Genomic DNA, 23679 nt, shown 5'->3' on the forward strand with positions numbered 1-23679 from the left:
GGCCGCGCCCGCCTAGGCACTGTCCGGCGGACCATGTGACGGTCGGGTCAGTGGCTCATTGTTCCCTGTAGGGGGCGGGGTGATCTGACGAATGCCGAGTGGGGCCGGTTGGAGCCGCATGTGCCGGTGTCGGGGCAGCGTGGCGGGCCGGTGGAGTGATCACCGCAGGGTGATCAACGGGATCTTGTCTCGGGTGCGAACGGGCATACCGTGGCGGGATCTTCCGGAGCGTTTCGGCAGCTGGAAGACCGTCTACGAGCGGCACCGGCGCTGGTCGGCGGACGGCACGTGGCACCGGATTCTGCGTGCTGTCCAGGCGGACGCCGATCTCGAGGGCCGGATCGACTGGAGCATGGTCAGCGTCGATTCGACGTCCTGCCGTGCCCACGCGGCCAGGGCACGCGAGAAAAAGCCGCGCATCCCGAAAAAAGGACGACGCCTCGGCACCACCGCCCCGACGAAGGACTCGGACGGTCAAGGGGCGGACTGACCTGCAAGATCCACCTCGCCGGTGAGGGCGGCTGCAGGCCTATGGCGTTCCTCCTCACGCCCAGCCAGTGGGGCGACGCCCCGCAGATGATCGAGGTCCTCGAACGGGTCGCCATCCCCCGACCGCAGGGCGGACGGCCACGCACCCGGCCAGACCGCCTCGGCGGCGGCAAGGCATACAGCTCACGCCGCAATCGCCGCTGCCTGCGAAGACGCCAGATCAAGCACACCATTCCCGAGCCGAAGGACCAGCGGGCCAACCGCACAAGACGCGGAAGCAAGGGCGGTCGGCCCACCGGCTTCGACAGCGGGATCTACAAACGCCGCAACGAGGTCGAGCGAACGATCAACCGGCTCAAGAACTCCCGGGCCGTCGCCACCCGCTACGACAAGAGGGCCTACGTCTTCCACGGCACCGTCACCGTCGCCGTAATCCGGCTCTGGCTCCGCCCGTGAGATGCGCCCTGCATCTGGTTACTCGCAGAACCGCTTAGCCACCGGCAGCGTCATCTCATACAGTGCCGAAGGTATGACGGCACTCGCATCCTTTACCTTCGTGCGCCATATAGACGGCCTCCGCTACCACTTCGAACGGGACGGCGAGCACAACGGCCGTCCTGCCTACCGCCGAACGGACGGGAAGGTGTGGTGTGTCTGGTCGCCGGCCGACGGCTGGCACTGCGAGATCACGGACGGCCTCGTCACCGCCCATCCCCTCAACAGCCTGGCTGACGAACCCGAACCCCCGGCCACCGTCTGGCGCAGCTTCAAGGATGACCGCTCCTACCTCTACGACCTGCGGACCGTCAACCCCGAAGCATGATCGGCCGGACAGTGCCTAGTAGCGGGCCCCGCGGGTGCACGGTAGGCGCGCAGGAGGGTCCTACCCCGACCGCGGCACCTGCGGGACATGGAGGTGACGCCCTCAGGGGCAGAAGCCCTTGTCCGTAGTGATCACAGCCGGGCAGCGGGGCGACGCCCCGCAATGCGAGCCGGTCCTGGAGGCCGTCCGGGTTCGCCGCCTGGGGCTTGGCAGGCCGCGCAAGCGCCCGGACCGGGGTCCGGTCCGACAAGGCGTACGACTCCCGCCGTAAGCGCTCCTACCTGCGCAGACGCGGGATCAAGGCCACCATCCCGGTCCCGGCGGACCGGGTCCGCAACCGCCTCAAGCGCGGATCGCGCGGCGGGCGGCCGCCGAAGTCCGACAAGGACGACTACAAGCAGCGGCACGCGGTCTGCGGAATCAACCGGCTCAAGCGCCACGGGGCCCGTCGCCACCCGGTACGACGAACTCGCCGTCCGCTACGCAGCGACCGTACTGGTCGCAGCCATCAAGAAGTGGCTGTGACCAGCACTTTCACAACAGACTCTAGGCGAACACCGCCTTGACCAGCGTCTGCTTCACCTTCTCGAACGTCGTGGCCATGGTGGGCAGGTCCATCTCGATGCCCCCGGACGTCAGCGAGCCGGTCAGGGTCTTGGTGCCGTCGGGCGTGCTGTACATCAGCGCGCCCCAGCCCCAGAACCCTCCGTTGTGGTGGAGGACGGTGCCGCCGCCGTCCAGCTCCTCCACGAACACCCCCAGGCCGTAACCCATCGTGGGGTCCGCGACGCGCATCTGGGCCAGCAGCTCGGCCGAGATGAGCTTGCCGCTGTTCAGCGCGGAGAAGAACGTGTGGAGGTCCCGGCTGGTCGAGATCATGTCGCCGGCGGCCGATACCCAGGAGGGGTTGAAGCAGGTCGTGTCGACCACCTTCCATTTTCCGGCGTCGTCGTAGCCGAAGTAGCCGCGGGCGTGCGGCTCGGGGATATCCTCCCGGGTCTCCGGGAGCAGGGTGCCCGTCAGACCGAGAGGACCCAGGATCAGCCGATGCGTCTCCTCGGGCAGCGAGCGGCCGGTGACCCTCTCGATCAGCAGCCTGGCCAGGACGTAGTTGGTGTTGGAGTAGCTCCAGGCCGTGCCCGGCTCGAACCGCGCCGGCTTCGCCAGCGCCCCCCGCACCAGTTCCTCCGGTCGGAAGGTCGCGTACTGGAGGTCGACCCACTCCTTGCCGAAGCCGGCGACCACACCGGGCTCGACCGTGCCGTCGGCGGAGAACTCGCCGGTGAAGTTGAAGATCCCGCTGGTGTGCTGCAGCAGCATCCTTACCGTGATCCGCCGGTCGAGCCCGAGCTCGGGCAGGTGATCGGCCACCAGATCCTCAAGGCCGAGCCTGCCCTCGTCCACGAGCTGCAGCACGACGGTCGCGACGAAGGTCTTGGTGACGCTGCCGACCCGGAAGTGCCCGTCGGTCGGCGGCTTCGCCGTCCGGCCCAGCTCGCTCACGCCGGCGCTGCCGACCCACTCGCCGAGCTCGTCGTTCACGCGCAAATGCACCCCGGCGAAACCGGCGTCGACGATCTCCTGCATGGCCTTTCGCAGCTCGAGGCGGTCCTGCGCGGCGGCGGTGTCCTGCTCGGTCATGGTGATTCCTCATCTCGCGTCAGCGGGTGTGGGATGAGCGTGGACCCTGACCCAAGGTCAAGGTCAAGGCGAGGGAGGAGCGTTACGCTCACCCCATGGCAGAGAGGCTCACGATCGGTCAGGCGGCGGCTTTCGTCGGGATCACCGTCAAGACGGTGCGGCACTACCACCGGCTCGGCCTGGTCGCCGAACCGGAACGGGACCATTCCGGCTACCGGCGCTACGGTTCGGCCGACCTGCTGCGCCTTGTCCAGGTCCGGGCCCTGGCCGGGGCGGGTGTGCCGCTGGCCGAGATCGGCGAGCTGCTCGACGCCGAGCCCGAGCGGTTCGCCACCGCCCTGGACGACGTCCGCCGCCGGCTCACCGAACAGATCGAGGAGCTGACCGCCCGCCGCGACACCCTGCACCGGCTCGCCCACGGTGACCGCGCCCTGCTGCCCGACCGGGCCTGCGCGGTCCTGGACCGACTCGCCGAGCTCGACTTCAGCCCCGACTACGTCACCACCCAGCGGGAGGCCCTCGTGCTGTCGAGGGCGCTGACTCCCGAGGTCTTCGACCTCTTCCTCGACAACCTCGAACACCGGCTGGACGACCCCGAGTTCGTCGAGCTGACCAAGCGCGGCTGGGAGGCGAGGTCTTGGGACCCCGACGACCCGCGGATCGAGGAGCTGGCCTCAGCGGTGGCCGCCAACCTGCTGGGCGTCCGCGCGCTGCTGACGCTGCCGGCCAAGCGACCGCACGGTCCCGACGCGGCCTCGCGGTACGGCGTGGTCAACCACCACCGGGAGGACGAGGCACCGTCCATCGCCCGGCTGAACGGGCTGGTCGAGGAGCACCTGCGCGCGGCAGGCATCGATATCCCGCGCCAGTGACGAACTGCCCCTGGGGGGCTTCCGGAGACTCATGGGAGCCGGAGTCGGAGGCAGGCGGGGTGACCATGGCCCGGCAGACGATGAGTCGACGTCGACGTCGCAGGTGATCAGACCCTTGGCGTCGGCCTCGGCCTGGAGGCGGGTGGGGATCCTCGCCCGGGTGCCGTCCCGCTGCCGGCGCCGGAACAGGTCATGGACCCGGTCCCACGGCCCATGGCGTTCGGGCATGTCCCACCAGGGAGCACCGGTTCGGGTCCGCCACCGTATGCGGACCCTGGTCGGCGCGGACGACCGCGTTAGCCTCGGAGCATGATTACCTGCGTGGTGGAGTACGTGATCGATCCGGCGAAGATCGAGGCGTTCGAGGAGTTCGGGCGCCGGTGGATGGACTTGGTGGACCGGCACGGCGGCACCCACCACGGCTACTTCCTCCCCGCCGAGGGCGCCAGCGACAAGGCGTTCGCCCTGTTCAGCTTCCCCAGCCTCGCCGCGTACGAGCAGTACCGAGCACTGTTCGGCACGGAACCCGAGTTCATCGAAGCCGACCGCATCAGGGACGAGAGCGGCTGCGTACTGCGCTACGAGCGCACGTTCATGCGCCCTCTGCTGCCCGCGTCCTCCCAAGGCGCCGCCGCACCGCCCAGCACATCGCCCTAGCCCGCAGCGTCGTTGACGCGGGTCATGGGCGGGTGTCCGTCGAGTGCGGTGTGGCGGCGCTCGTCGGGTGGGGCATCGGCATCAATCCGCGCGGCCGGTGACGGCGACAGAGGCCCCAAGGCCGATCATGGCCAGCCCTCCCGTGCCACCGATCAGTGACATGCGGCGGGGAGAACGACCCAGCCAGGCACGCGCAGTGGAGGCGGTCAGCCCCCAGATGCCGTCGGAGACCAGTTGCAGCAGGGCTCCGACCAGCCCCAGCAGGAGCATCTGGAGGCTTGCGTGGCCGGCTTCCGGGTCGACGAACTGAGGCAGGACGGCGGTGAGGAAGACGATGCTCTTCGGGTTGGTCACCCCGACGACGAACCCCGCCCGCACCGAGCCGCCGCCACCGCCGGGCGCGGCACCCGAGGCGGTCCTCGTGATCGCCCGGTCCCTCCAGCTCGCCCGCAGCGCCTTCGCGCCGAGAAAGACGAGGTAAGCGGCCCCGGCCAGCTTGATCACGTTGAAGAGCAGGACCGAACGCTCGACCACGCTCCCCACGCCCATGGCCACCACGATGACAAGCACGTAGCCGCCGAGCGCGTTGCCGAGGACAGAAGACAACGCCGTTCTACGCCCGTGGGCGAGAGCTCGTCCGATGACGAAGAGCACGCTCGGTCCTGGGACGGCTGACAGAAGTAACACGGCAAGCACCGTGGCAGTACTGAGGTGGTGCACCGGTCGACGGGACTGGGGGCGGCGCATCACCGCGCCCATCGCACAGGTCTGCGCCGAAACAAGACCTCACTGGGCCGTCACAGCCGACGCCACCTTCGCGCGCACAGCAGCACGCGGCCGGAGCCCCGACGAGGGGCCCCGGCCGACGAGACGGATGACAATGCCATCGGCCGGTCTCGCGACGGACTGACCACGGAGCTTCACCTTGCGCCCGATGCGCTCCACATCAAGGGCGTCTTCCTCCGGCTGCACGCCGAGGCGGCGGGGCGGAGGCAGATCACGGAACCGGTCGCACGGACGGGCGCGAAGGGCAGAAGCCGCCGCCACGGCGCCCGCCCGTGGTCGGAGCCCCCGGCGGGCTGCACGGGCGCGGATCGTCGGCCTTGAGGTACAGGCACTGTCAGGCGCTGGCGACCAGGGCGCCGAGGATCATGCCGCCGACCAGGCCGACGGCGCTGACCACGAGGGCGACCGTGGCGAGGCGCTCCCGTCGGACCGTCATGGCGATGATGGCCAGCACGAGACCGATGGCGCCGAAGACGATCGGCAGGAAGAGCAGGGCGACCGCGCCGAGCACGATGGCGATGATGCTGAGCACGTTGCTGGTCGCCGCGCGCTGCTGACCGGTGGACTGACTGCCGTACTGCGTGCTCATGTGCCACTCCTTCGGGATGATGAGGGTGAGAGCCGGCCCGCCAGGGGTCCGGCGCCACCCGGATACCCCCAAGCGCCCTCCCTATACGGCGACTTGGCCGCCGGTGCGCGAAGGGCGCGGCCGTCCAAGGGAGAACGGCGCCCGTCCGCGCCGGAGATCACGTACGGCCTCGGGCCCCCGACGGGGATCGTGCCAGGACTGCCGCAGCCCCTCTGACCACTACATGCCGGTCGCGGACGCGACGCTCGATGACGCCCTCAGCAGGGGCCGGTGCTTCCCGTCTGCGAGCGGGCCTCGCGGGACGGCCGGGGCGGCATGCTCGCGGCACGGCCCGGTGTCCGGGCGCGTCGAGGGATGGTGTGGGGTGGTGGTCCGGTTGTCATGCTGTGTTGTCTGAGTGGAGGAGGGGCCATGGGGTTTCCCGCGTCGGGTCGTCGGGTGCTGGTGAGCGGAGCGTCGCGCGGGTTGGGGCGGGCGGTCGCCGAGGCGTTCGCCGCCCACGGTGACCGGGTCGCCGTGCATTACTCCTCGCGCGAGGAGGAGGCCCGCCGGACGTACGAGAGCCTCGCGGGCACCGGGCATGTACGGATCGGGCAGGACCTCGCCGACCCGGCCGGCGCGGCGAGGCTGGTCGAGGCGGCCGCCGACGCGCTCGGCGGGATCGACGTCCTCGTCAACAACGCGGCGGTGAACACCCCTCACCCGCTGCCCGAGACGTCCTACGAGGACTGGGTGGCGGCCTGGGACCGCCACGTGTCCGTGAACCTGCTGGCCACCGCCCATCTGAGCCACCTGGCGGCGCGCCGGATGATCGACCAGGGGAACGGCGGACGGATCATCAACATCGGGTCTCGCGGCGCGTTCCGCGGTGAGCCGGACCATCCGGCGTACGGGGCGACGAAGGCGGCCGTCCACGCCCTCGGCCAGTCCCTCGCGGTGTCGCTCGCCCCGTACGGCATCGCCGTCGCGTCGGTCGCTCCGGGCTTCTTCGCGACGGAACGGGTGGCGGCCCGCCTCGAAGGTCCGGAGGGCGAGGCGATCCGGGCGCAGAGCCCCTTCGGCCGGGTCGCCGAGCCAGCCGAGATCGCGGCCGCAGTGCTGTGGCTGGCGTCCCCCGCCGCCGAGTGGTCCTCCGGCACGGTTCTGGACCTCAACGGCGCCTCATACCTCAGGACCTGAGGTCCGCCGGGGCGCCGACCGGAGCCCGGGCGCATCACGGCGGCCCTCCGCCCGCGGCCGGGAAACCCCTGCTCGGGCGGCGCCCCCGTGTGCCGTGCGCGGTGGGGTCCGCCTCCGGCGTCACTCAGCCGCCCCGGCCCGCGGCCACCCCGCCGCGGCTGGGTGGGTGGCGGCTCGCGTTCGCGGCACCAGGGGGAGCGGCGAAGGGCACCCGGGGCACGGCTCGCAGGACCATGCCGACGGGCGTACGTACGGAGCGCCCCCGGCAGTGAGGCGTCCGCGCCGATGCGGCCCGTGGGCGGGTACCGGTCACCGCCGCCCGGACGGCTCGACGCCGAAATGCGTGGGCGCCCAACGCATCTGACCCCTTGTCAGCTCGGGTGGCGCCTCCCTACCGTGGTCCAGCGAGTCTTCGGCCCGATCGGTCCACCGGCTCGTGTCGGCCCGTGCCTGCTCATCCGTGCTGGACAGATCATGGAGGCGTCACATGCCCGTAACCGTGCCGGATCTTTCGGAGACCGTCGACTTCCGCGACGCCGGTCCGCTGGCCTTCGACGACGAGGCGATCGCGTTCGAGGACGACGACCGCACCGACCGGGAGTACACCGCGTGCCTCTCCGACCCCTGGGTGACCGCCACCACCCGTTTCGCGTGTGATCTGAACTCGTAGCGGTGGCCGTTTCCATCGCCGGCCGCAGCGGCTGGTGCGACGAGACGTGGTCGTACCTGAACGATCCGCGGATGCCGGCGATGGAGCACGGCTGGAAGCTGCACGTCTCGGCGCGCCCCGGTGACCTCGACACGACGATCGCGCTGATGGTGCCGGTGCTCTCCCGGCACGTCTGCCACGTGAAGTTCGCCCGGGACGCCGAGACGTTGCGTCGTCTGAACTCCGGGACGGTGAGTGCGGCGGCCGTCGGCAAGGCGGTCACCGTCTACCCGCCGCCCGACGGCGTGGTGCGGATCGCCCGCGAACTGGCCGCCGTCCTGCGCGGCCGGGAGGGCCCGCGCGTCGTCAGCGACCGGCGCGTCGACCCCGGCGCGCCGGTCTACTACCGCTACGGCCCCTTCACCGGCGACTACCGGACCGGTCGCAGTGGGCGGCTGGAGTCCGTCATGACGGGCCCGGACGGCCGGCTGTTCGACGGTCTGGCCGTCGGCCGCTACCGCTGCCCGCCCTGGGCGCGCGACCCCTTCTCGGCAGGCGGCGAACCCGGCACCGAAGCCCGCGACGAGCCCGGCACCGGATCCCGCGACGAACCCCGAGGCGAACCCGACCAGGGCCCCCGCAGCGTGCCCGGTGGCGAACCCGCCGCCGGACCCCGCAGCACGCCCCGCGGCGAACCCGCCCCCGAGCCCTCCGCGGCCGGCTTCGGCGGTGGACGCTACACGGTGACGACCGGCATCACGCGGGCGGCGACGGGCAACGTCTACCGCGCGTTCGACCGCGTCCTCGCGCTGCCCGTGGTGGTCAAAGAGGCCAGGGCGTTCGTCGGCGAGGACGAGTCCGGCACCGACGCCCGGCACCGGCTGCGCAACGAGCGCACGGTCCTCACCGCCCTCGAAGGCGTCGCCGGCGTGCCACGCGCCGTGGACTACTTCGCCCACCGGCAGGACGAGTACCTGGTGATGAGCAGCTGCGGCGACCGGGACCTGCGCAGGGACGTCCTGGCACAGGGCCCCTACCGTGACGACGGCACCCGGCCCGGCCGTACCCTCTCCGCCCTCGCGCGCCGCCTCCTGCGCGTCCTCGACGCCATCCACGACCGCGACGTGGTCGTCCGCGACCTCAAACCGGACAACGTCGTGCTCGACGCCGCGGGCCCCGGCCACTGCCACGTGATCGACTTCGGGATCAGCGAACTGCGCGGCACGGGCCCCGGCGGGGCGACGCCTGGATACGGCGGGCCGGTCCTGCGCGCGACCGGACCGGCGACCCCGGCCGACGACCTCTACGCCCTCGGCGCGACCCTCTTCTTCGCCGCCACCGGCATGGACCCGGTGATCGTCGACCCCGACCGGGAGGTCAACCGGGACCGGACCCTCGCCTGTCTGGCGTGGGCGCTGCCCGGACGCGCCCACCGGGAGATCCGCTCGGCGATCACGGGCCTGCTGAGTTTCGACGCGGACGTACGGGCTGCCGCCGCCGACCGCCTGCGCACCGGCACGGCCACGCCCCCGCCCCGGCCACCGGCCGCCCGCCCCCGGATCGACGACGACCTGCTGGACGAGATCATCGAGCACACGGCCGCGTACTGCGCCGCCGAGGCGCAGGCGATCGCCGACCCCCAGGGCGCAGCGCGGCTCAACGTCCCCACCTCCGTCGACGTCTACGGCGGCAGTTCCGGTCTGGGACTGGAACTCCTCCACCACGTACACCGGCCCGCGATCCGGTCGGCCGTCACCGCGCTGGCGCGGTGGACCGCGCGGCAGTCCAGAAATCTGCCACCGGCCTTCTACACCGGGCACACCGGAGTGGAGCTCTTCCTCACCCAGGCGGATTGGCACGGGGGCCCCGACACGCCCGCACGGCCCTGGCGGCTCCTGCTGCCGCAGCGGGCACCGGACGGCGGACCACCCGAGGCGGACCTGATCGCGGGCGCCGCCGGGATCGGCCTGGGCCGTCTGCTGCTGGCCCGGCACGCCCGTAAGGCGGGCGACCCGGAAGCCGCGGACGGCCACCTGGCCGGCGCCGCCCACTGCGAGCGGATGCTCGCGTCGGGGACCGCCCGCCTGGTCCCGACCGGCCCCGACACCCCCGGCAGCGCCGCCCTGGGCGAGGGCGTCGCGCACGGCGAGGCGGGCATCGCCTGGTTCCTGCTCGAATACGGTGCCACGACCGGGGACGCGGAGGCGGTCAGCCGCTCGGAGAAGGCCGCCGCGCGCCTGGCCGCCGCGACACCGGACATCCTCGCGGCCGCCGCCCGGCCGGGGGCGACCCGCCGCTACGGCTCGTGGTGCCGCGGTCTGGCCGGCATCGGGGCGGTCCTGCTGCGGGCGGCCGAACTGCTCGGCGATCCCGGCTACCTCGACCTGGCGCAGAGGGCCGCGCGTGCCTGCGCCGCGCTGGCACCGCGGATGCCGCTGGTCACGCAGTGCTGCGGGCTGGCGGGGGTGGGCGATCTGATGGTCGACGTCGCGCGGGTCTCCGGGTCGCAGGAGTTCCGGGACGCGGCCGAGACCGTCGCCCTGCTCGTCCTGAGCCGCAGCGGCGGCACCTGGTCCAAGCCGGTGTTCCCCGACACCGGCCTGGCCCGCCCGAGCGCCACCTGGGCCGGCGGCTCCGCCGGTGTGCTGGCGTTCTTCAGGCGCCTGCGCCACCAGGGAGGCCCACGGCTCGGCCTCGTCGCCTGACCTCGGCGACCGGGCCCCAGCCCACCGTACGACCCGCCCGGGCAGGGAGCGGGCCGTCGTCACCCCTGCCGCCGCCCGGCCGTCCCAGCCTTCCCGGGCACGGGGCGGGCGACACGGCCTCGGACCTACGTGGGCCACCCGACACGGGGCCCGCCGGGCCCGAGCCGACCCCCGCGGCCACCTGTGGCCGCGCGCCGTGGTCCACGCCGCGGTCAGAAGGCGTACCGGACGCGCAGCCAGGGTGCGTGGTGGCCGATCAGGGCGTGCAGGGCCTCCAGCGCCTCCGCCTTGACCCGGTTGCGGTAGCGGACGTTGACGGCGCCGTTCTCGGAGCGCTTGGCCTGCTGGAGCTCCGGCTGCCAGAGGACGTCCTCGGCCCGGGGATGCCAGCCGAGGTTGACCTCGTGCAGCTCACGGTTGTGCGTCAGCATGATCACCTCGGCGGCGGCCTGCCGCTTCACCCGGGCCGGAAGGACGTCGTCCATGTGGCGCAGCAGGTCCGCCCACGCCTCCTGCCAGCCCGGACGGATCACCACGGGGGAGAGGTTGAAGTGCACCTCGTACCCGGCGTCCACGAAGTCGGCGGCCGCGCGGATGCGCTCGGCGACCGGCGATGTGCGCACGTCCAGCAGCCGGGAGTCGTCCGGGGGCATCACGGAGAAGCGGACGCGGGTCCGGCCGCGCGGGTCGAGGGCGAGCAGGTCGGGATTGACGAACTTGGTCGCGAACGACGCCTTCGCGGTCGGCCACTGCCGGAAGGCGTGCACGAAGTCCGCGGTGTTGTCGCAGATCAGCGCGTCCACCGAGCAGTCGCCGTTCTCGCCGATGTCGTACACCCACGCCTCGTCGTCGCACTGGTTGGGCTCGGGCTTGGGCCCCTGCCGCCGGATGTGCCGGGCGAGGTGGGCGATGATCCGGTCGCCGTTGGTGAAGACGGTGATGGGATTGGCGTAACCCTTGCGCCGGGGCACGTAGCAGTAGGCGCACGCCATGGCGCAGCCGTTGGAGGCGCCCGGGGCGATCCAGTCCGCCGACCGGCCGTTGGGGCGGACGGTGAGCGTCTTCCTCTCACCCAGGACCAGCGTCTCGCCCTTCACCCGGACCCAGCGCTCGACGTTGCCCTCGTTGCCGTGCAGTCCGGGGATGCCCCAGTGCGAGTCCACCGTGACCACCCTGGCCTCGGGGAACCGGGCGATGATCTGCCGGCCGCGCGGGGAGGCGGCCGCCGCGGGCTCCGCGTGGATCTCCCGCACCGGCAGCAGCCGGCGGGCCGCGGCGGAGTCCCGGAAGGCCGGCTTCGCGTGGACCTCCGCCGGCCCGGCGGCACCGAGCGCGTCGAGCCCGAACAGCGTGCCGGAACCGTCGTCCGCGGCGGTGGACGGGTCGTCCATGAGTGCTCCGGTACAGGTGGTGCGAGAGGTACGGGGGTGGCGCGCGGGGCCGGGAGTCGGGGGAACGCGGCCAGCACTCCCACTGTACGGGTCCCGCCTCCGCCCACGGCGGGCTCACGGACCGGCGGGCGTACGGCGCCGGTGCCGTCGGCTCCTCCGCTGCCGAGCCGGGGCGGTACGGGGCTGGTCACCCGCCCTGGCGCCGGTCCCGCGCCGCCCGGCGAACGCCGCGGCCGGACGCGAAGGGCGCGGGGGGCCGCGGGGGGCGGAGCACGGCGGGCCAGCCCGCCGCCACACCCCGTGCGACGGAAGTGGCAGGCGGGACCGGGGCCGGGATCAGGCGGCCGACAGGGCGGCGACGACCTGCCGGGCGGTGGCCACGCTGGACTGCGGGTTCTGCCCGGTGATCAGATTGCCGTCGACGATCACCGTGTCGCTCCACGGGGCCCCGGTCCTGACGTCGGCGCCGCGCTCGGCGAGCCGGCTCTCCAGGAACCACGGGGTCCGCTCACCGAGTCCGCCCTGCTTCTCCTCCTCGTCGGTGAAACCGGTCAGGCCGCGCCCGGCGAAGAGGAACGCGCCGTCGGTCCGGGTGGCACTGAGGAGCCCGGCGACGCCGTGGCAGAGCGCGGCGATGACGCGGCCGCTCGCGTCGGCGTCGGCGAGCAGCGCGCCGAGGCGCGCGTCGTCGGCCAGGTCGGCCATCGGGGCGTGGCCGCCGGGCAGGTAGAAGGCGTCGTAGTCGGCGGCGCGTACGGTGGCCAGGTCCAGCGGCGCCGCGAGGTCCGGCTCGATGGACTGGAGGTAGCTGGCGAAGGCGGCGCCTTCCGCGGGGTCGACACCGCCGCGCTCGTCGAGCGAGATGGCGTCGACGGTGGGCCGGACGCCACCGGGGGTGGCGATGTCCACGCTGTGGCCGGCTTCGACGAGCACCCTGTGCGAGGCGGCGACCTCCTCGGCCCAGTAGCCCGTCGGGTGCTCGGAGCCGTCCGCCAGCGTGAGACGGTCGGCCGCCGAGACGATCATCAGGATCTTCGCCATGGGAAACGTTCCTCTTTCGCGAGTCATCGGGGTGTCCGGAGGGGACGTCCCCAGCGTGCATCGCGAAAGCGGGCACCGCACACGCCAGGCCATAGATTTTCTTATGTACGGTGGGGACGTGAGGGACCTGGATCTGCTAGCCACCTTCCTGGAGATCTACCGCCGGGGATCGCTGACGAGGGCCGCCGGGGCACTGGGGGTGTCCCAGCCGGCCGTCAGCGGGCAACTGGCGCGGCTGGAGCAGCAGGTGGGCGGCCCGCTGTTCATCCGCTCGCGGGGCGGAGCCCACCCCACCGACCGGGCCCACGAGCTGGCCCGCCGCGTGGGCCCCCACCTGGACGGCCTGCGGCACGCTCTCGACGGGGACGGCGACGCGGCGGACCTGCGGGCCACCGTGCGCATCGGGGCGCCGGCCGAGTTCACGGCCGCCCGGCTCCTGCCCGCCGTGGCGGCCCTGACCCGCCAGGGCCTGCGCCTGCGCTTCACGCTGGACCAGGCCGAGCCCCTGCTCACCCTGCTGTCCGAGGGCCGGCTCGACCTCGTCGTCTCCTCGGTCCGGCCGCCGGCGGCCCTGCGCGGCCTGGCCGCGACGCCGTACGTCGACGAGGAGTTCGTCCTGGTCGGCACCCCCACGGCGGCCCGCTCCCTCGACCGGCAGCGCCTCGAGGACGACCCGGTCGCCGCGCTCGCGCACCTGCCGCTGGTCGCCTACGCGGAGGAACTGCCGATCATCCGCCGGTACTGGCGCAGCGAGTTCGGGCGCCGCCCGCCCAATCCGGTGGCCCTCGTCGTGCCCGACCTGCGGTCCGTGCTGGCCGCGGTGGCCGCCGACACGGGCATCTCGGTCCTTCCGCGCTACCTGGTGGAAGCCGCCCTCCACGCCGGTTCGCTGGAGCAGCTCCACCGCAGCGCCGTGCCGCCGCTCAACACCCTGTACCTGGTCACCCGCTCCGGACCCGTCCAGCCCGCCGTACAGCACCTCCAGCGCCACCTGGCCGAGCATGCCGCCGCGTGGGGCTCCCTGTGAGGGTGCCACGCGCTGTCGCTGGGAGAGCGGGGTCGGCTGGTTCGACGCTCCTCCGCGTGCCCGTGGCCACCGCCCGTACGGGCCGCCCCTCTGCTACGGCAGCGGTCGCTCCGGCTGGAACCGGCCCGCTGGCGCCCGATCCCGCACGGTCCCTGTGGGCCGTTGGCGGACCGGCCTGGCGCTGTCAGCCCGGCGTCCGCACGAAGATGCAGAAGGGGTGACCCGACGGGTCCGCGAAGACGTAGAGCGGTTCGTCCGGGTCGTCGTACCGGTCGAGCAGCAGTTCCGCGCCCAGTTCCTCAGCCCGTCGCCGCTGCCTGGTCAGCTCGGCCGTGTCCGGGACGGTGAGGTCGAGGTGCGCCTGCATGGGGACGTCGTGCGCGGGCCATGTCGTGCGGGGCAGGCGCTCGACCTGCTGGAAAGCGAGCCGGTTCGTCCCGTCGGACGCGCGCAGCACGAGCCATTCGGGCCGGTCGGGCGTGCCGTCCTCCGGCGGTTCGTCGCCGGGGCGGTACACCAGCCCGAGCAGGAGCCGGTAGAACTCGGCCAGCTCCCGGGGCCTGGTCGTGTCCAGCACGGTGTGCAGCAGCTGGGGGTACTGGGTCATCGGTCTTCCTCACGGTCTGCGGGGCGGGTCCTCACAGCCTTCCCGGAAGCCGCCGGAGGATCCCTGCCGATCGCCGCCCGCGCGACACCCGACGCTCCTGCCGGGCCGGCCCGGGGCGACCCGTTCCTGTCCCGCCCGCCGTGCGCGACCCGTCCCGGTCCCGCCCGCCCTGCGCGACCCGTTCCGGTCCCGCCCGCCCGACCCCGTTTCCGTCCCGCCCGTCGTTCCGGGCACGCCGTCCACCACACCGGACACGTCCGCGGGGCCCCGGCTCGTCGCGTCCGCTCGCCCGCGCCCGGCCGTCCCTCCGCTCCTCTCATGCGCGGCGCGCCCGGCCCTGGTAAAGGCCGGGCCGGGCGCCCCGCGCCGCTCTCACAGGTCGCGGATCTCGAACGCCGACCGCGCCTTGCCCAGCAGCTCGTCCGCCGTCTTCTCGGCATGCTTCCCGGCCGGCAGGGAGACCGTGAGGGTGAGCCGCTCCTGGCGGGAGCTGACCACCACGAGCGTCTTGTTCAGACGGCGGGGCGTTCCCTCCGAGTCGACGTTGTAGGTGGTGGTGAAGAGCGCGGCGTCCCGGCCCTGGTGGCTGTCCGCCTTCGCGGCCGCCACGGCGGGCCGGCCGCCCTGCGGCGGGGTGGCCTCCGTGTACTCGCGCTTCCAGCGTTCAGCGGTCGCCATGGCGGTCTCGGTGACGTTCTGCAACTCGTCCACCAGGATCGACATGTCACCGGACGGAGAGGTGTACCGGGTCGCGGTGTAGGGCCCGGCCTGGTTGTCCAGGTTGTCCTCGGTGGTGATCTTCCAGTCCGCGGGCGCCGCCACGGAGAGCTGCATCCGGTACTCGTCGTACCGCTTCCACCCCTCCGGCAGCTCGTCCCCGGTGAACTGGAGGACCAGCGTCGTGACCAGGGCGAGCACCGCCGCCCCCGCGGCCGCCGCGAACGCGAACCGCCTCCGGCGCGCCGAGCGGCCGGCAGCGGAGGGGAGCCCGCCGGAGCCGGCGGATGCCGGGCCGGGGCGGTCGGCGTCCCGCACCGGCCGGGTCTCGGAGGGCGGCGCCGCGGCGGCGCGCAGCATCGCCAGCGCCTCCGGAGCGGACAGCCGGGCCTCCGGCTCCTTGCGCAGCAGCCCGCGAATCACCTCGCTCAGCTCCGCCGCGTGCTGAGCGGGCGCCAGCTCGGCGAGGAGGATCGCCTGCAGCGTGGACGGGGTGGTCTGACGGCGGAACGGCGAGACCCCCTCGACGGCCTGGTAGAGCGTCACGCCCAGCGACCACAGGTCCGACTCGGGCCCGGGCCTGCGTCCCAGCACGCGCTCGGGGGCGACGTACTCGGGGGAGCCGACGAAGCCGCCCGTCTCGGTCAGCTTCTGCTCCCCCTCGACCTGCGCGATACCGAAGTCCGTGAGGATGACCCTGTCGTGGCGGCCCAGCATGACGTTGCCGGGCTTCACGTCCCGGTGCAGCACCCCGGCCTCATGCGCGGCGGTGAGCGCTCCGAGCACCGCGAGGCCGATCCGCGCCGCCTCCGGCGGGGGAAGCGTGCCCTCGTCGAGCAGGTCGGCGAGGGACCGGCCCCGTACCAGCTCCATCACGATCCAGGGGCTGCCGTCCTCCGTGACGACGTCGTGGATGGTGACCACCGAGGGGTGGTCGATACGGGCGGCCGCGCGGGCCTCCCGCTCCATGCGCTGGTGGGCGTTGTGGCGCTCACCGGCGGTGAGCGTGTCGGGCAGGCGCGGCTCCTTGACGGCCACGTCCCGGTCCACCACCTCGTCGCGCGCCCGCCAGACGGTCCCCATGCCTCCGGCACCGAGCCGCTCCAGCAGCCGGTACCGTCCGCCCACCAGCCGCCCCGCGCCGGACTCCGGACCGGGCGCGGCCGCCTCGCCCGACCCACCCGGCACCTCCGTCGGCACGTGCGGCGTTCGGGGCGCCGCGCCCCGCGCAGCCGCGGGCGGCTTGGCCGGTGGCTGCAACGCGTAGCTGGTCGGCTCCTGCTGTCCCCCGTGGTTCGTCATGGTCTCATCATGCCAACGAACCAGCGTGTACGCCGAGTTGCCCCCCAGCCGCGACCCGGCGGCCGACGAGGGGGATCCGTACCTGCGCGCCCGCATCCACGGCCTGCGCACCGACACGTCCTGGGGAGCCACCGGCATCAGCCTGCTGTCGGTCGGGCGGGACGGCAGCACGGTGGCCGTGGTGGAGACGGGCACCCCGGTCGGTGGTGGGCGCCGCCGTGGGGGAGCGGCCGCGACGCCACAGCCGTCGCGGTGCCGGTTGCCGGCTGCCACGACCTGCTTGCCCCGACGGCGGGCGCCCCCGATGCGGTAGGGGCGCCGATGCAACTGCCCATGAGACTGCGGCGAGGCGTGAGGGGCAGCGCCTACGGTTCGACGATGTGCCGCAGATAGGCGTGCGGGTCGGAGAGATAGCGGCGCCAGTGGTCCACGATGCCGAGCTCCCGCCAGGCGACCTGCCGCATTCCGTGCTCACCGACCTCGATGATGTCGGCGCCCGGCAGCGCGGTCAGCAGCGGGGAGTGCGTGGCGCAGACGACCTGGCCGCCGCCCTTGGCCAACCGGTCGATGTGCCCGATCAGTTCGAGGCACGAGGAGAAGGAGAGCGCGGCCTCCGGCTCGTCGAGCACATAGAGCCCGGCGTGGAGGAACTTGCCGCGGAACGCCGCGAGAAAGCCCTCCCCATGGCTGACGTGCTCCGGCGCGAAGCCTTCCCTGTCCAGGGCGTCGAGCGCGGTCTCGGCGCGCAGGAAGAACCCCTTGCGGGCCGACCAGCTGGTGGCCATACGGCGCCCGCGCCCCGAGGCGGCGTCGAATTTCATACGTTCACCGAGGGGTGACTTGCCGCGCGGGGAAGCGTAGCGCCAGTCGTGGGAGCCGCCGTAGGAGTCCAGGCCGAACCCCTCCGCCAGTGCCTCGACCAGGGTCGACTTCCCCGAACCGTTCTCACCGACCAGGAAGGTCACCGGTGCGGTGAACCGCAGCCCCTCGTCGAGCAGCTGCCGGACGCAGGGCACCGACCAGGGCCAGGCGTCCTCGTGGTCCGAGGGGAGATTGGCATACGCGCGTTCGATAATCACGCAACCAGTGTCGCCGCACTCGGAGCCCGTACGAACGCACGACGTGCGCGTACTCCTGCCGGAAGCGAGGCGCCACAACCCGCCGGCCAAGGCCCGTGCGGCACGTCGATGCGCCGACTGTGCCGCGCCGCCGTCCCGGCGTTCGCGTCGCTAAGACCGTGCCCCGGCAACCGGCCCCCGCAGACCAGCGCGCCGTCTGCCCCTGGCCACCAGTCGGCGGCACAGCCGGTGGGCGCCCCGGATGCGCGCCCGCGTCGCAGACTCCCGGCGTGCCGCCTGCCGTGTGGGCGACTTCGGCCTCGACACCGGGCTGTTGCGCGCGGCGGGCCGGGTCGTAGACTGGCATTGTTCTACTTCAATGCGAACAACAGCATGAGGGGGAGTCAGATGACAGCCATGCGCAGGTGCGCTCCGACAGCCGTTCCGTTCGGCCTCGCCACCGCCGTCTACGTCGGGGTCTTTCTGCTGAGTTACGACCGGCTGCCGGGCCGCATCGCCATTCACTTCTCGGGGGACGGCGGGGCTGACGGATTCGCGAGCCGGGTCACCGCACTGTGGTCCGGCGCAGGCCTGCTCGCCGGTCTCGGGCTGCTGTTCACCGTGCTGATGCTGGCCTCCAAGGAGAGCCCGGGGGCGCGGATGACCGCCGCGGTGGGCGCCGGCACGGCTGTCACGCTCGGCTATCCGCTGGTCCTGACCGTCCTGGCCAACACGGATGTCGAGGACCCCTCCGACGTACACCTGCCGATGTGGCACACGGCCGTACTCCTGCTCGCGGGCGTGGTCACCGGCGCCGTGACGTGGTGGCTGACGAGCGGCGCCCCGCGGCGCGAGCCCGCGCGGCCGACGCCCGCGCTCGTCCTGGCCGAGGGGGAGGCCGCGGCGTGGAGCCGTACCGTCATCTCGCGCGCACTGCTGCTGCCGGCCGGGTTCGTCGGGCTCGGCGGGCTGCTCGCCATGGTGTTCGGCCCCTGGCAGGCGGGACTGCTGCCGCTGGCCCTCGGGTTCCTGTGCGCAGCGTTCGCGGCCGTACGCGTGACCGTCGACCGGCGCGGTCTCACCGTCGCCTCCACGGTCGTGCCCAGGCCGCGGCTCACCGTGCCGCTCGACAGCGTCGTCAGCGCCGGCAGCGTCCAGGTCGACGCCATGGGCGACTTCGGCGGCTGGGGCTACCGGGTACGGCGGAACCGGCGGGGCGTGGTGCTGCGTTCGGGGGAGGCACTGTCGGTCCGTACGACGGGGGGACGCGCGTACGTCGTCACCGTCGACGACTCCACGACCGCGGCCGGCCTGCTCAACGGCCTGGTGCACCGCCACGCGACAGGAGCGTGAGCCGGAATGCTGTTCCGGGTACTTGCGAACTCTCCCGTGCCATTGGGCGAGCAGATCGCCGCATGCGTGCGGGGAGCGATCGCCGACGGCTCGGCGGCGCCGGGCGAGCGGCTACCGCCTGCCCGCGAGGTCGCGGAGTCGCTGGGCGTCAACGTGCACACCGTGCTGCGCGGCTACCAGCGACTGCGTGACGAGGGCCTGATCGAGCTGCGCCGAGGCAGGGGCGCCGTGATCACCGCGGCACCCGGCGTCGCGGACCGGGCCCGGCTCACCGAGGCCGTACGCGGCCTCATCGCCCAGGCACGCGAGTTCGGCCTCACCGACCAGGAGCTCCTGTCCATGGTGCACCACTGCCTGTCCGGCGAACCCGCCACCCCGCCCCCGGCCGCGGGAAGCTGAACGCGTAGGTCCGTGCTTGCGCTCGGCCGTTCGGGACCCACGTCCCCGGTGGAGCCCTGGGGGTGGGCAGCGGCCATGGGAGGGTGCGTCTGCCGGGTGCCGGTCCAGGCACCTGATCGGATCGGTTCGCCGTGGTCGGGCACGGCCGGGTTGCCTGCCGCCAGGCTTGGAGTCGGAAGGAGGCCTCATGATCTCGGCACTCAACCAGCTCGTCGACCTCGTCGAGCGGCACCTCGCGGAGGAGCTCGACCTCGACGGCCTGGCAGCGTCGCTCGGTACGACCGAGTACCACCTGCGCCGGATGTTCTCGTCGTTGGCCGGTATGCCCCTGTCGGAGTACGTGCGGCGCCGCCGCATGACCGTCGCGGCGGCCGCCGTGGTGCGGGGCGAGGAGGACTTGCTGAGCATCGCCGTCCGGCACGGATACGGCTCCGGTGAGGCGTTCGGGCGCGCTTTCCGGGCGGTCCACGGTGCCGGCCCCGGCGACGTGCGCCGAGACGGAGGCCCCTTGCGTACGCAACCGCAGCTCAGGTTCCGCCTGACCGTCGAAGGGACTCACCCCATGGACACCCGCCTCGCCGACCGCCCCGCGTTCCGGCTGGCAGGACACGCCGCCCGCGTTCCGCTCATCCACCAGGGCGTCAACCCGCACATCCAGCAGCACATCGCCGCGCTGCCTCAGGAGGAGCACCTGCGGCTGAAGGCCCTCAGCGACACCGAACCCAGGGGCCTGCTGCAGGTCAGCGACGGCGTCGATCCCGACGCCAGGGAGGGCAGCGAACTCACCTACCTGCACGGAGTGGCCCTCGCCCGGGACACACCGGTCCCGGACGGGCTCGACACCATCGAGGTACCGGCCGGGATGTGGGCGGTCTTCCGCATCAGCGGACCCTACCCGCAGGCCCTGCAGACGACCTGGGCGGCGACCGCGACCGAGTGGTTCCCCTCCAACCCGTGGCGGCTGCGGCCGGGCCCGTCGATCGTCGCGTTCCTCGAGCGCGCGGACGACGTGAGCACCGCGACCTGCGAGCTGTGGCTCCCCGTCGAACCCGCGTGAGGCTCTTGACCACCCGGCGCGGCTGAGCGCTTCAGCTCCGGCGCCCCCGGACTGGAGCGCTCAGCCACCACGGTCGTGCGGACACCGCTGCCCGACTCGGCTGGTGGGCCCGATGACAAGGCCAGCCCCGACACGGGCGCAGCGATGCCCCACACGCTCACCAAGCTGTGAATGAGGCAAGAAAGGCCTGCTCAGCCTGTCGCATCGGTGACTGCGGCACGGGAAACCCGGCACGACTCCGATGCCGTGATCACATCGCCATATCGTGATCACCACGCGGACCGGCCCCCGTGCCGAAGCACTCCCACAGCTACGCTGACCGGGGCAGTCCACACTGAGCAAAACCGGGGGAACCGTGAACCGACCGCTGCTGTTCCTGGACGTGGACGGTCCGCTCAACCCTTATGCGGCCCAGCCGGAGAGACGTCCCGACGGGTACACCACACTCAGAGTGCCCCGGAACGACGCCCATGAGAATGATGGGGGTTTCCCGCGCCGACGGCGCGCCCTACGCGTCTGGCTCAACCCCGAGCACGGGCGAACCCTGCTCCGACTCGGCTTCGAGCTGTGCTGGGCCACCACATGGATGGGCGACGCCAACCGATGGATCGCACCGGTTGTGGGCCTTCCGGAACTTCCCTTCGTCGACTTCGGCGACGTCCTACTCCAAGAACGCCCTGATGGAGTCCACTGGAAGACCGGGCCGCTGGTTGACTACGCGGACGGTCGTCCCTTCGCCTGGGTGGACGACGAGCAGAGCGAGCGGGATCAGACGTATGTGACCGCCCACCACCAAGGCCCCGCGCTCCTGCACCACGTCAACCCGCGGATCGGTCTACGGGAGAACGACTACCAGACGCTCGCCGGCTTCGCCGGTTCCCTGGACGCCTCACGAACCACCGGCTGAACAGCTCGTCAGCGCTTCAGGCTGCCCGTACTCCGAGCCGAGATCTCAGCGGCGGGGTGTCGACGGGCCGGGGACCGTGAGCGCCGCGGAGACCCCGAGGAGAGGTCCGATCGCCCTCCACACCTCATGCAGCCGCCTACGTCCCCTGGTCGGCCTCGTCCACCACCTCGTCCAGAGCCACGCGGGCGAGAGAGACGAAGCGCCGCCGCAGGTCCTCCACGAGAAGGCCCGTCTCCGCCGCCGAGGAACGGTAGCGGTCCTTCTGCTCATCGGTCAGCGGCCCCTTGCTGAGTTCCATCAGGTACTGAACAGGCGGGTGGATGTGCCGATCCAGGGCTTCGGCGTACTCGACACCAGCCTGCGCCACATCGGCGGGCCCTTCGAGCTCGACCGTATTCGCCGCCTGCCGAGTCGCGCGTACCGCATCGATGGCAGCACCACGCCGTATGTCGTAACGCTGCTGGTCGTAGGGCTCCAGCGTCAGCCGTGCCAGCTGCCAGACAGCCCCCTGCGCTTCATGAGCCGCGTCCATCAAGCCTTGGTAGGCAGCTTGTCGACGGTCCCGGCGCCACCTCCGGTGCTCGACCCGTAGCTCACGAAGCGCGGCACGGTCTTGCGCCGCCTCTTGGCGTACCTGCTGCCGTTCCAGAGCCTCATTCCTCCGCCGCTCGATCCGAGCGGTCACAAGCGCCGTCAGCCCGCTGCCCAGCAGCGTGCCGACGACCGCGATGGCCGTGGTCATCAAGGTGCTCGTCACAGGCAGACATTGTGAAGCACGGCCGCACACCCATCCGGGGGGTTCACCCTCTGCGTGCTGCGGTGATGACCGAGCGCCCCTGGTGCCAGATGAGGAGCGGGCCCTGCGGGCGCCCATCGTGGCGACCGCTGCACCTGCGGCGGTGACATCCCGGAACCGGCACCCCCTCATACCGTCTTGCCGCCACCCGCATCCGAGCCGGACAGCAAGCAGTGGTCGATCGCCTCATGCCGAGAAGCGCAAGCGGCGAGGTCGCCCGGATGGGGGTCAGACAGCGAGGGTGCCCCCGACGAAGGTGCGTTCCGGTGGTGACGCCACGAGTTCGACCATGGTGCCCGCGCGGAGGTCGTCACCGGCGACGCGGGTGAGCGCGGTGCCGAGGCGCGCGGTGATCTGTGCGGCGTCGGGGCGGTCGAAGACGCCGGCGCGAACCCCCAGCACCACCGAGGCGTTGGTGTCGACGGCCTTGCCGCCCTGTGCGAAACGACCTGCGGGGACTCCGGCCAGGCGGATGCTCACGAGGTCGCGGGCCCACTCGCCGTAGACGTCGACGATGGCGTCGGTCAGTGCGGTGACGAGCCGGGCCTCGTTGCCGGCCAGCCTGATCTCTGGCAGGTGGACGGTCAGATGCGGCATAGTGGAGCCTCATTTCCTTTGAGTCCAAAGCCTTTGTCATCAAAGCTATATGGGAGAGGTTGCCGATGTCCACGGGAGCGGACGGTCCAGCCGTCGACGAGGCCGTCCGTACGCTGCTGTTGCTCATGCCGCGGCTGGTCGGCCGCGCCAAGCGCCTGCCCATCCCTCCAGCGCTCCAGGGCCTGGACCTGGCGCCGCGGCATCTCGCGCTGCTGGCCCATCTGGAGTACGACGGTCCCACCAGCGTCAACGAGCTGGCTGCCCGGCTGGAGGTGGCCCCGACGACCATCAGCCTCATGGTCAGCGAACTGTCACGGCCAGGGGTCCTCCAGCGCACCGCCGATCCCGCTGACCGGCGCCGCCGCATCATCACCATCGCCCCCGCCTACGCCGCGCCCATCAGGGAGTGGCTGTCTGGCAGCGCCTCCGCGTGGGAGCGCGTCATGAGCGGCCTCGCCCCCGCGGAACGCGCCACAGTCATCACCGCCCTGCACGCCTACGAAACCGCCCTGGAGCAGGCGGGCGACCAGGACCGCGACGCGCAGCCCGGGTAACGGCCCTTGGCGAAGCTGGCGCAGCGCGGCCCGCAGCCCCCCATGTCACACCCTTCCGCCATGCTTGCGGTCATGAAGGAAGACGTCTCGTACTCCAACGCGGCCGGGTGGGCCGACGCGTAGCCGTCCGGTAAGCGTTCCCGCTCCACCACCGGTACGGCGCCTGACTCTGGCCAGCGGGGATGATGTCGCCGGACGGCCTGCCGGGTGTCCCGTAGTCCCGGGCGTGGTCGGCCGCCGTGCGGCCAGCCGACTTGTCCGGTGTGCGGTTGGCCCCCGGCCTGAGCCGGAGCGAATCCTCAGAACTCCGCTTCAGCGGGACGCTGGTGCCCACACGGAGCCGGGTTGCCGTTCTTGTCGAAGACTTCGGCATCATGGGCCGAGTTCACCCACACCGTGACGCCCTGTGGTGGACGACGACATTGAACGGGGAGTCCTCAGGCGCTGTCCGCGTCGCGACGGTGAACTCCTCTCCCGGACGCA

Annotated in this window: 22 protein-coding genes and 3 pseudogenes; 14 read left to right on the top strand and 11 right to left on the bottom strand. The window is 72.4% G+C overall.

Annotated elements, in window-relative coordinates:
* Window positions 1–57 precede the first annotated feature (57 nt).
* From ACSUPT_RS28745 to ACSUPT_RS28755, 3 genes and pseudogenes are all read left to right on the top strand, one after another.
* A pseudogene (locus ACSUPT_RS28745) lies at window positions 58–945 on the top strand (IS5 family transposase).
* A gap of 73 nt (window positions 946–1018) precedes the next feature.
* A complete protein-coding gene (locus ACSUPT_RS28750) occupies window positions 1019–1312 on the top strand; it encodes a hypothetical protein (RefSeq protein WP_436946104.1) in 294 nt (97 codons plus the stop codon).
* A 103-nt stretch (window positions 1313–1415) separates the two neighbouring features.
* Window positions 1416–1837, top strand: a pseudogene (locus ACSUPT_RS28755) (transposase); the annotation flags it as partial.
* Between the two features lie 21 nt (window positions 1838–1858).
* Here the strand turns inward: ACSUPT_RS28755 and ACSUPT_RS28760 are convergent.
* Complete coding sequence (locus tag ACSUPT_RS28760) at window positions 1859–2953, bottom strand: serine hydrolase domain-containing protein (protein WP_436946105.1); 1095 nt, start codon at window positions 2951–2953, stop codon at window positions 1859–1861.
* Between the two features lie 95 nt (window positions 2954–3048).
* Here ACSUPT_RS28760 and ACSUPT_RS28765 point away from each other — a divergent pair, with 95 nt between their 5' ends.
* Window positions 3049–3825: a MerR family transcriptional regulator gene (locus tag ACSUPT_RS28765; RefSeq protein ID WP_436946106.1), complete on the top strand. Its 777-nt coding sequence runs from the start codon at window positions 3049–3051 to the stop codon at window positions 3823–3825.
* Window positions 3826–3984: 159 nt separating this feature from the next.
* On the opposite strand, the pseudogene ACSUPT_RS28770 reads toward ACSUPT_RS28765, so the two are convergent.
* A pseudogene (locus ACSUPT_RS28770) lies at window positions 3985–4245 on the bottom strand (transposase); the annotation flags it as partial.
* Between ACSUPT_RS28770 and ACSUPT_RS28775 the strand changes: the two are divergent.
* Entirely contained in the window at window positions 4135–4482 is a 348-nt protein-coding gene (locus ACSUPT_RS28775; protein ID WP_399218454.1) for an NIPSNAP family protein, read from the top strand. The pseudogene ACSUPT_RS28770 and the gene ACSUPT_RS28775 sit on opposite strands and share 111 nt — an antisense overlap.
* Window positions 4483–4563: 81 nt before the next feature.
* On the opposite strand, the gene ACSUPT_RS28780 is transcribed toward ACSUPT_RS28775, so the two are convergent.
* Entirely contained in the window at window positions 4564–5241 is a 678-nt protein-coding gene (locus tag ACSUPT_RS28780) for a LysE family translocator (RefSeq protein ID WP_436946107.1), read from the bottom strand.
* 361 nt (window positions 5242–5602) lie between these two features.
* On the bottom strand, window positions 5603–5857 hold the full coding sequence (locus ACSUPT_RS28785) for a hypothetical protein (protein WP_351966014.1): 255 nt from the start codon (window positions 5855–5857) through the stop codon (window positions 5603–5605).
* A 411-nt stretch (window positions 5858–6268) separates the two neighbouring features.
* Here ACSUPT_RS28785 and ACSUPT_RS28790 point away from each other — a divergent pair, with 411 nt between their 5' ends.
* From ACSUPT_RS28790 to lanL, 3 genes are all read left to right on the top strand, one after another.
* A complete protein-coding gene (locus ACSUPT_RS28790; RefSeq protein ID WP_403504931.1) occupies window positions 6269–7036 on the top strand; it encodes an SDR family NAD(P)-dependent oxidoreductase in 768 nt (255 codons plus the stop codon).
* Window positions 7037–7523: 487 nt separating this feature from the next.
* Window positions 7524–7706, top strand: a complete 183-nt coding sequence (locus ACSUPT_RS28795; protein WP_351966012.1) for an SflA family class IV lanthipeptide — start codon at window positions 7524–7526, stop codon at window positions 7704–7706.
* Window positions 7707–7708: 2 nt separating this feature from the next.
* The gene (lanL, locus tag ACSUPT_RS28800) at window positions 7709–10390 is read left to right on the top strand and encodes a class IV lanthionine synthetase LanL (RefSeq protein ID WP_436946108.1); all 2682 of its coding nucleotides are present in this window, start codon (window positions 7709–7711) and stop codon (window positions 10388–10390) included.
* 212 nt (window positions 10391–10602) lie between these two features.
* On the opposite strand, the gene ACSUPT_RS28805 is transcribed toward lanL, so the two are convergent.
* Both ACSUPT_RS28805 and ACSUPT_RS28810 read right to left on the bottom strand, forming a co-directional pair.
* Window positions 10603–11781, bottom strand: coding sequence for a spore photoproduct lyase family protein (locus tag ACSUPT_RS28805; RefSeq protein WP_436946109.1), 1179 nt, complete (start codon window positions 11779–11781; stop codon window positions 10603–10605).
* 336 nt (window positions 11782–12117) lie between these two features.
* The gene (locus tag ACSUPT_RS28810) at window positions 12118–12822 is read right to left on the bottom strand and encodes a type 1 glutamine amidotransferase domain-containing protein (protein ID WP_436946110.1); all 705 of its coding nucleotides are present in this window, start codon (window positions 12820–12822) and stop codon (window positions 12118–12120) included.
* A 118-nt stretch (window positions 12823–12940) separates the two neighbouring features.
* Between ACSUPT_RS28810 and ACSUPT_RS28815 the strand changes: the two genes are divergently transcribed.
* Window positions 12941–13849 carry a LysR family transcriptional regulator gene (locus ACSUPT_RS28815; protein WP_436946111.1) on the top strand — a complete coding sequence of 303 codons (909 nt, stop codon included), beginning with the start codon at window positions 12941–12943 and terminating at the stop codon, window positions 13847–13849.
* A gap of 184 nt (window positions 13850–14033) precedes the next feature.
* Here the strand turns inward: ACSUPT_RS28815 and ACSUPT_RS28820 are convergent, their stop codons facing one another.
* The 3 genes from ACSUPT_RS28820 to ACSUPT_RS28830 form a co-directional block, all read right to left on the bottom strand.
* Entirely contained in the window at window positions 14034–14456 is a 423-nt protein-coding gene (locus ACSUPT_RS28820) for a VOC family protein (protein ID WP_436946112.1), read from the bottom strand.
* 372 nt (window positions 14457–14828) lie between these two features.
* On the bottom strand, window positions 14829–16475 hold the full coding sequence (locus tag ACSUPT_RS28825; RefSeq protein WP_436946113.1) for a serine/threonine-protein kinase: 1647 nt from the start codon (window positions 16473–16475) through the stop codon (window positions 14829–14831).
* A 365-nt stretch (window positions 16476–16840) separates the two neighbouring features.
* Window positions 16841–17554, bottom strand: coding sequence for an AAA family ATPase (locus tag ACSUPT_RS28830; RefSeq protein ID WP_436946114.1), 714 nt, complete (start codon window positions 17552–17554; stop codon window positions 16841–16843).
* Between the two features lie 396 nt (window positions 17555–17950).
* Between ACSUPT_RS28830 and ACSUPT_RS28835 the strand changes: the two genes are divergently transcribed.
* From ACSUPT_RS28835 to ACSUPT_RS28850, 4 genes are all read left to right on the top strand, one after another.
* Window positions 17951–18886, top strand: coding sequence for a DUF1648 domain-containing protein (locus ACSUPT_RS28835; protein ID WP_436946115.1), 936 nt, complete (start codon window positions 17951–17953; stop codon window positions 18884–18886).
* A 6-nt stretch (window positions 18887–18892) separates the two neighbouring features.
* Window positions 18893–19285, top strand: a complete 393-nt coding sequence (locus ACSUPT_RS28840) for a GntR family transcriptional regulator (RefSeq protein WP_436946116.1) — start codon at window positions 18893–18895, stop codon at window positions 19283–19285.
* 187 nt (window positions 19286–19472) lie between these two features.
* On the top strand, window positions 19473–20342 hold the full coding sequence (locus tag ACSUPT_RS28845; RefSeq protein WP_361662694.1) for an AraC family transcriptional regulator: 870 nt from the start codon (window positions 19473–19475) through the stop codon (window positions 20340–20342).
* Between the two features lie 355 nt (window positions 20343–20697).
* Window positions 20698–21249, top strand: coding sequence for a hypothetical protein (locus ACSUPT_RS28850; RefSeq protein ID WP_436946117.1), 552 nt, complete (start codon window positions 20698–20700; stop codon window positions 21247–21249).
* A gap of 136 nt (window positions 21250–21385) precedes the next feature.
* Here the strand turns inward: ACSUPT_RS28850 and ACSUPT_RS28855 are convergent, their stop codons facing one another.
* Together ACSUPT_RS28855 and ACSUPT_RS28860 are read right to left on the bottom strand one after the other, a co-directional pair.
* Window positions 21386–22006 carry a hypothetical protein gene (locus tag ACSUPT_RS28855; RefSeq protein WP_436946118.1) on the bottom strand — a complete coding sequence of 207 codons (621 nt, stop codon included), beginning with the start codon at window positions 22004–22006 and terminating at the stop codon, window positions 21386–21388.
* Window positions 22007–22273: 267 nt separating this feature from the next.
* On the bottom strand, window positions 22274–22642 hold the full coding sequence (locus tag ACSUPT_RS28860; protein WP_436946119.1) for a tautomerase family protein: 369 nt from the start codon (window positions 22640–22642) through the stop codon (window positions 22274–22276).
* A gap of 65 nt (window positions 22643–22707) precedes the next feature.
* On the opposite strand from ACSUPT_RS28860, the gene ACSUPT_RS28865 reads away from it, so the two are divergent.
* Window positions 22708–23196 carry a MarR family winged helix-turn-helix transcriptional regulator gene (locus tag ACSUPT_RS28865; protein ID WP_436946120.1) on the top strand — a complete coding sequence of 163 codons (489 nt, stop codon included), beginning with the start codon at window positions 22708–22710 and terminating at the stop codon, window positions 23194–23196.
* Window positions 23197–23679 lie beyond the last annotated feature (483 nt).

The sequence above is a fragment of the Streptomyces sp. SudanB25_2051 genome (assembly GCF_964272635.1).
Lineage (GTDB): Bacteria > Actinomycetota > Actinomycetes > Streptomycetales > Streptomycetaceae > Streptomyces.

What these genes read in the sequence shown, in the direction of transcription:
- ACSUPT_RS28750 (WP_436946104.1), top strand. Translation starts at nt 1,019, where the DNA reads ATGACGGCACTCGCATCCTTTACCTTCGTGCGCCATATAGACGGCCTC.
- ACSUPT_RS28760 (WP_436946105.1), bottom strand. Translation starts at nt 2,953, where the DNA reads ATGACCGAGCAGGACACCGCCGCCGCGCAGGACCGCCTCGAGCTGCGA.
- ACSUPT_RS28765 (WP_436946106.1), top strand. Translation starts at nt 3,049, where the DNA reads ATGGCAGAGAGGCTCACGATCGGTCAGGCGGCGGCTTTCGTCGGGATC.
- ACSUPT_RS28775 (WP_399218454.1), top strand. Translation starts at nt 4,135, where the DNA reads ATGATTACCTGCGTGGTGGAGTACGTGATCGATCCGGCGAAGATCGAG.
- ACSUPT_RS28780 (WP_436946107.1), bottom strand. Translation starts at nt 5,241, where the DNA reads ATGGGCGCGGTGATGCGCCGCCCCCAGTCCCGTCGACCGGTGCACCAC.
- ACSUPT_RS28785 (WP_351966014.1), bottom strand. Translation starts at nt 5,857, where the DNA reads ATGAGCACGCAGTACGGCAGTCAGTCCACCGGTCAGCAGCGCGCGGCG.
- ACSUPT_RS28790 (WP_403504931.1), top strand. Translation starts at nt 6,269, where the DNA reads ATGGGGTTTCCCGCGTCGGGTCGTCGGGTGCTGGTGAGCGGAGCGTCG.
- ACSUPT_RS28795 (WP_351966012.1), top strand. Translation starts at nt 7,524, where the DNA reads ATGCCCGTAACCGTGCCGGATCTTTCGGAGACCGTCGACTTCCGCGAC.
- ACSUPT_RS28805 (WP_436946109.1), bottom strand. Translation starts at nt 11,781, where the DNA reads ATGGACGACCCGTCCACCGCCGCGGACGACGGTTCCGGCACGCTGTTC.
- ACSUPT_RS28810 (WP_436946110.1), bottom strand. Translation starts at nt 12,822, where the DNA reads ATGGCGAAGATCCTGATGATCGTCTCGGCGGCCGACCGTCTCACGCTG.
- ACSUPT_RS28820 (WP_436946112.1), bottom strand. Translation starts at nt 14,456, where the DNA reads ATGACCCAGTACCCCCAGCTGCTGCACACCGTGCTGGACACGACCAGG.
- ACSUPT_RS28825 (WP_436946113.1), bottom strand. Translation starts at nt 16,475, where the DNA reads ATGACGAACCACGGGGGACAGCAGGAGCCGACCAGCTACGCGTTGCAG.
- ACSUPT_RS28835 (WP_436946115.1), top strand. Translation starts at nt 17,951, where the DNA reads ATGCGCAGGTGCGCTCCGACAGCCGTTCCGTTCGGCCTCGCCACCGCC.
- ACSUPT_RS28840 (WP_436946116.1), top strand. Translation starts at nt 18,893, where the DNA reads ATGCTGTTCCGGGTACTTGCGAACTCTCCCGTGCCATTGGGCGAGCAG.
- ACSUPT_RS28845 (WP_361662694.1), top strand. Translation starts at nt 19,473, where the DNA reads ATGATCTCGGCACTCAACCAGCTCGTCGACCTCGTCGAGCGGCACCTC.
- ACSUPT_RS28860 (WP_436946119.1), bottom strand. Translation starts at nt 22,642, where the DNA reads ATGCCGCATCTGACCGTCCACCTGCCAGAGATCAGGCTGGCCGGCAAC.
- ACSUPT_RS28865 (WP_436946120.1), top strand. Translation starts at nt 22,708, where the DNA reads ATGTCCACGGGAGCGGACGGTCCAGCCGTCGACGAGGCCGTCCGTACG.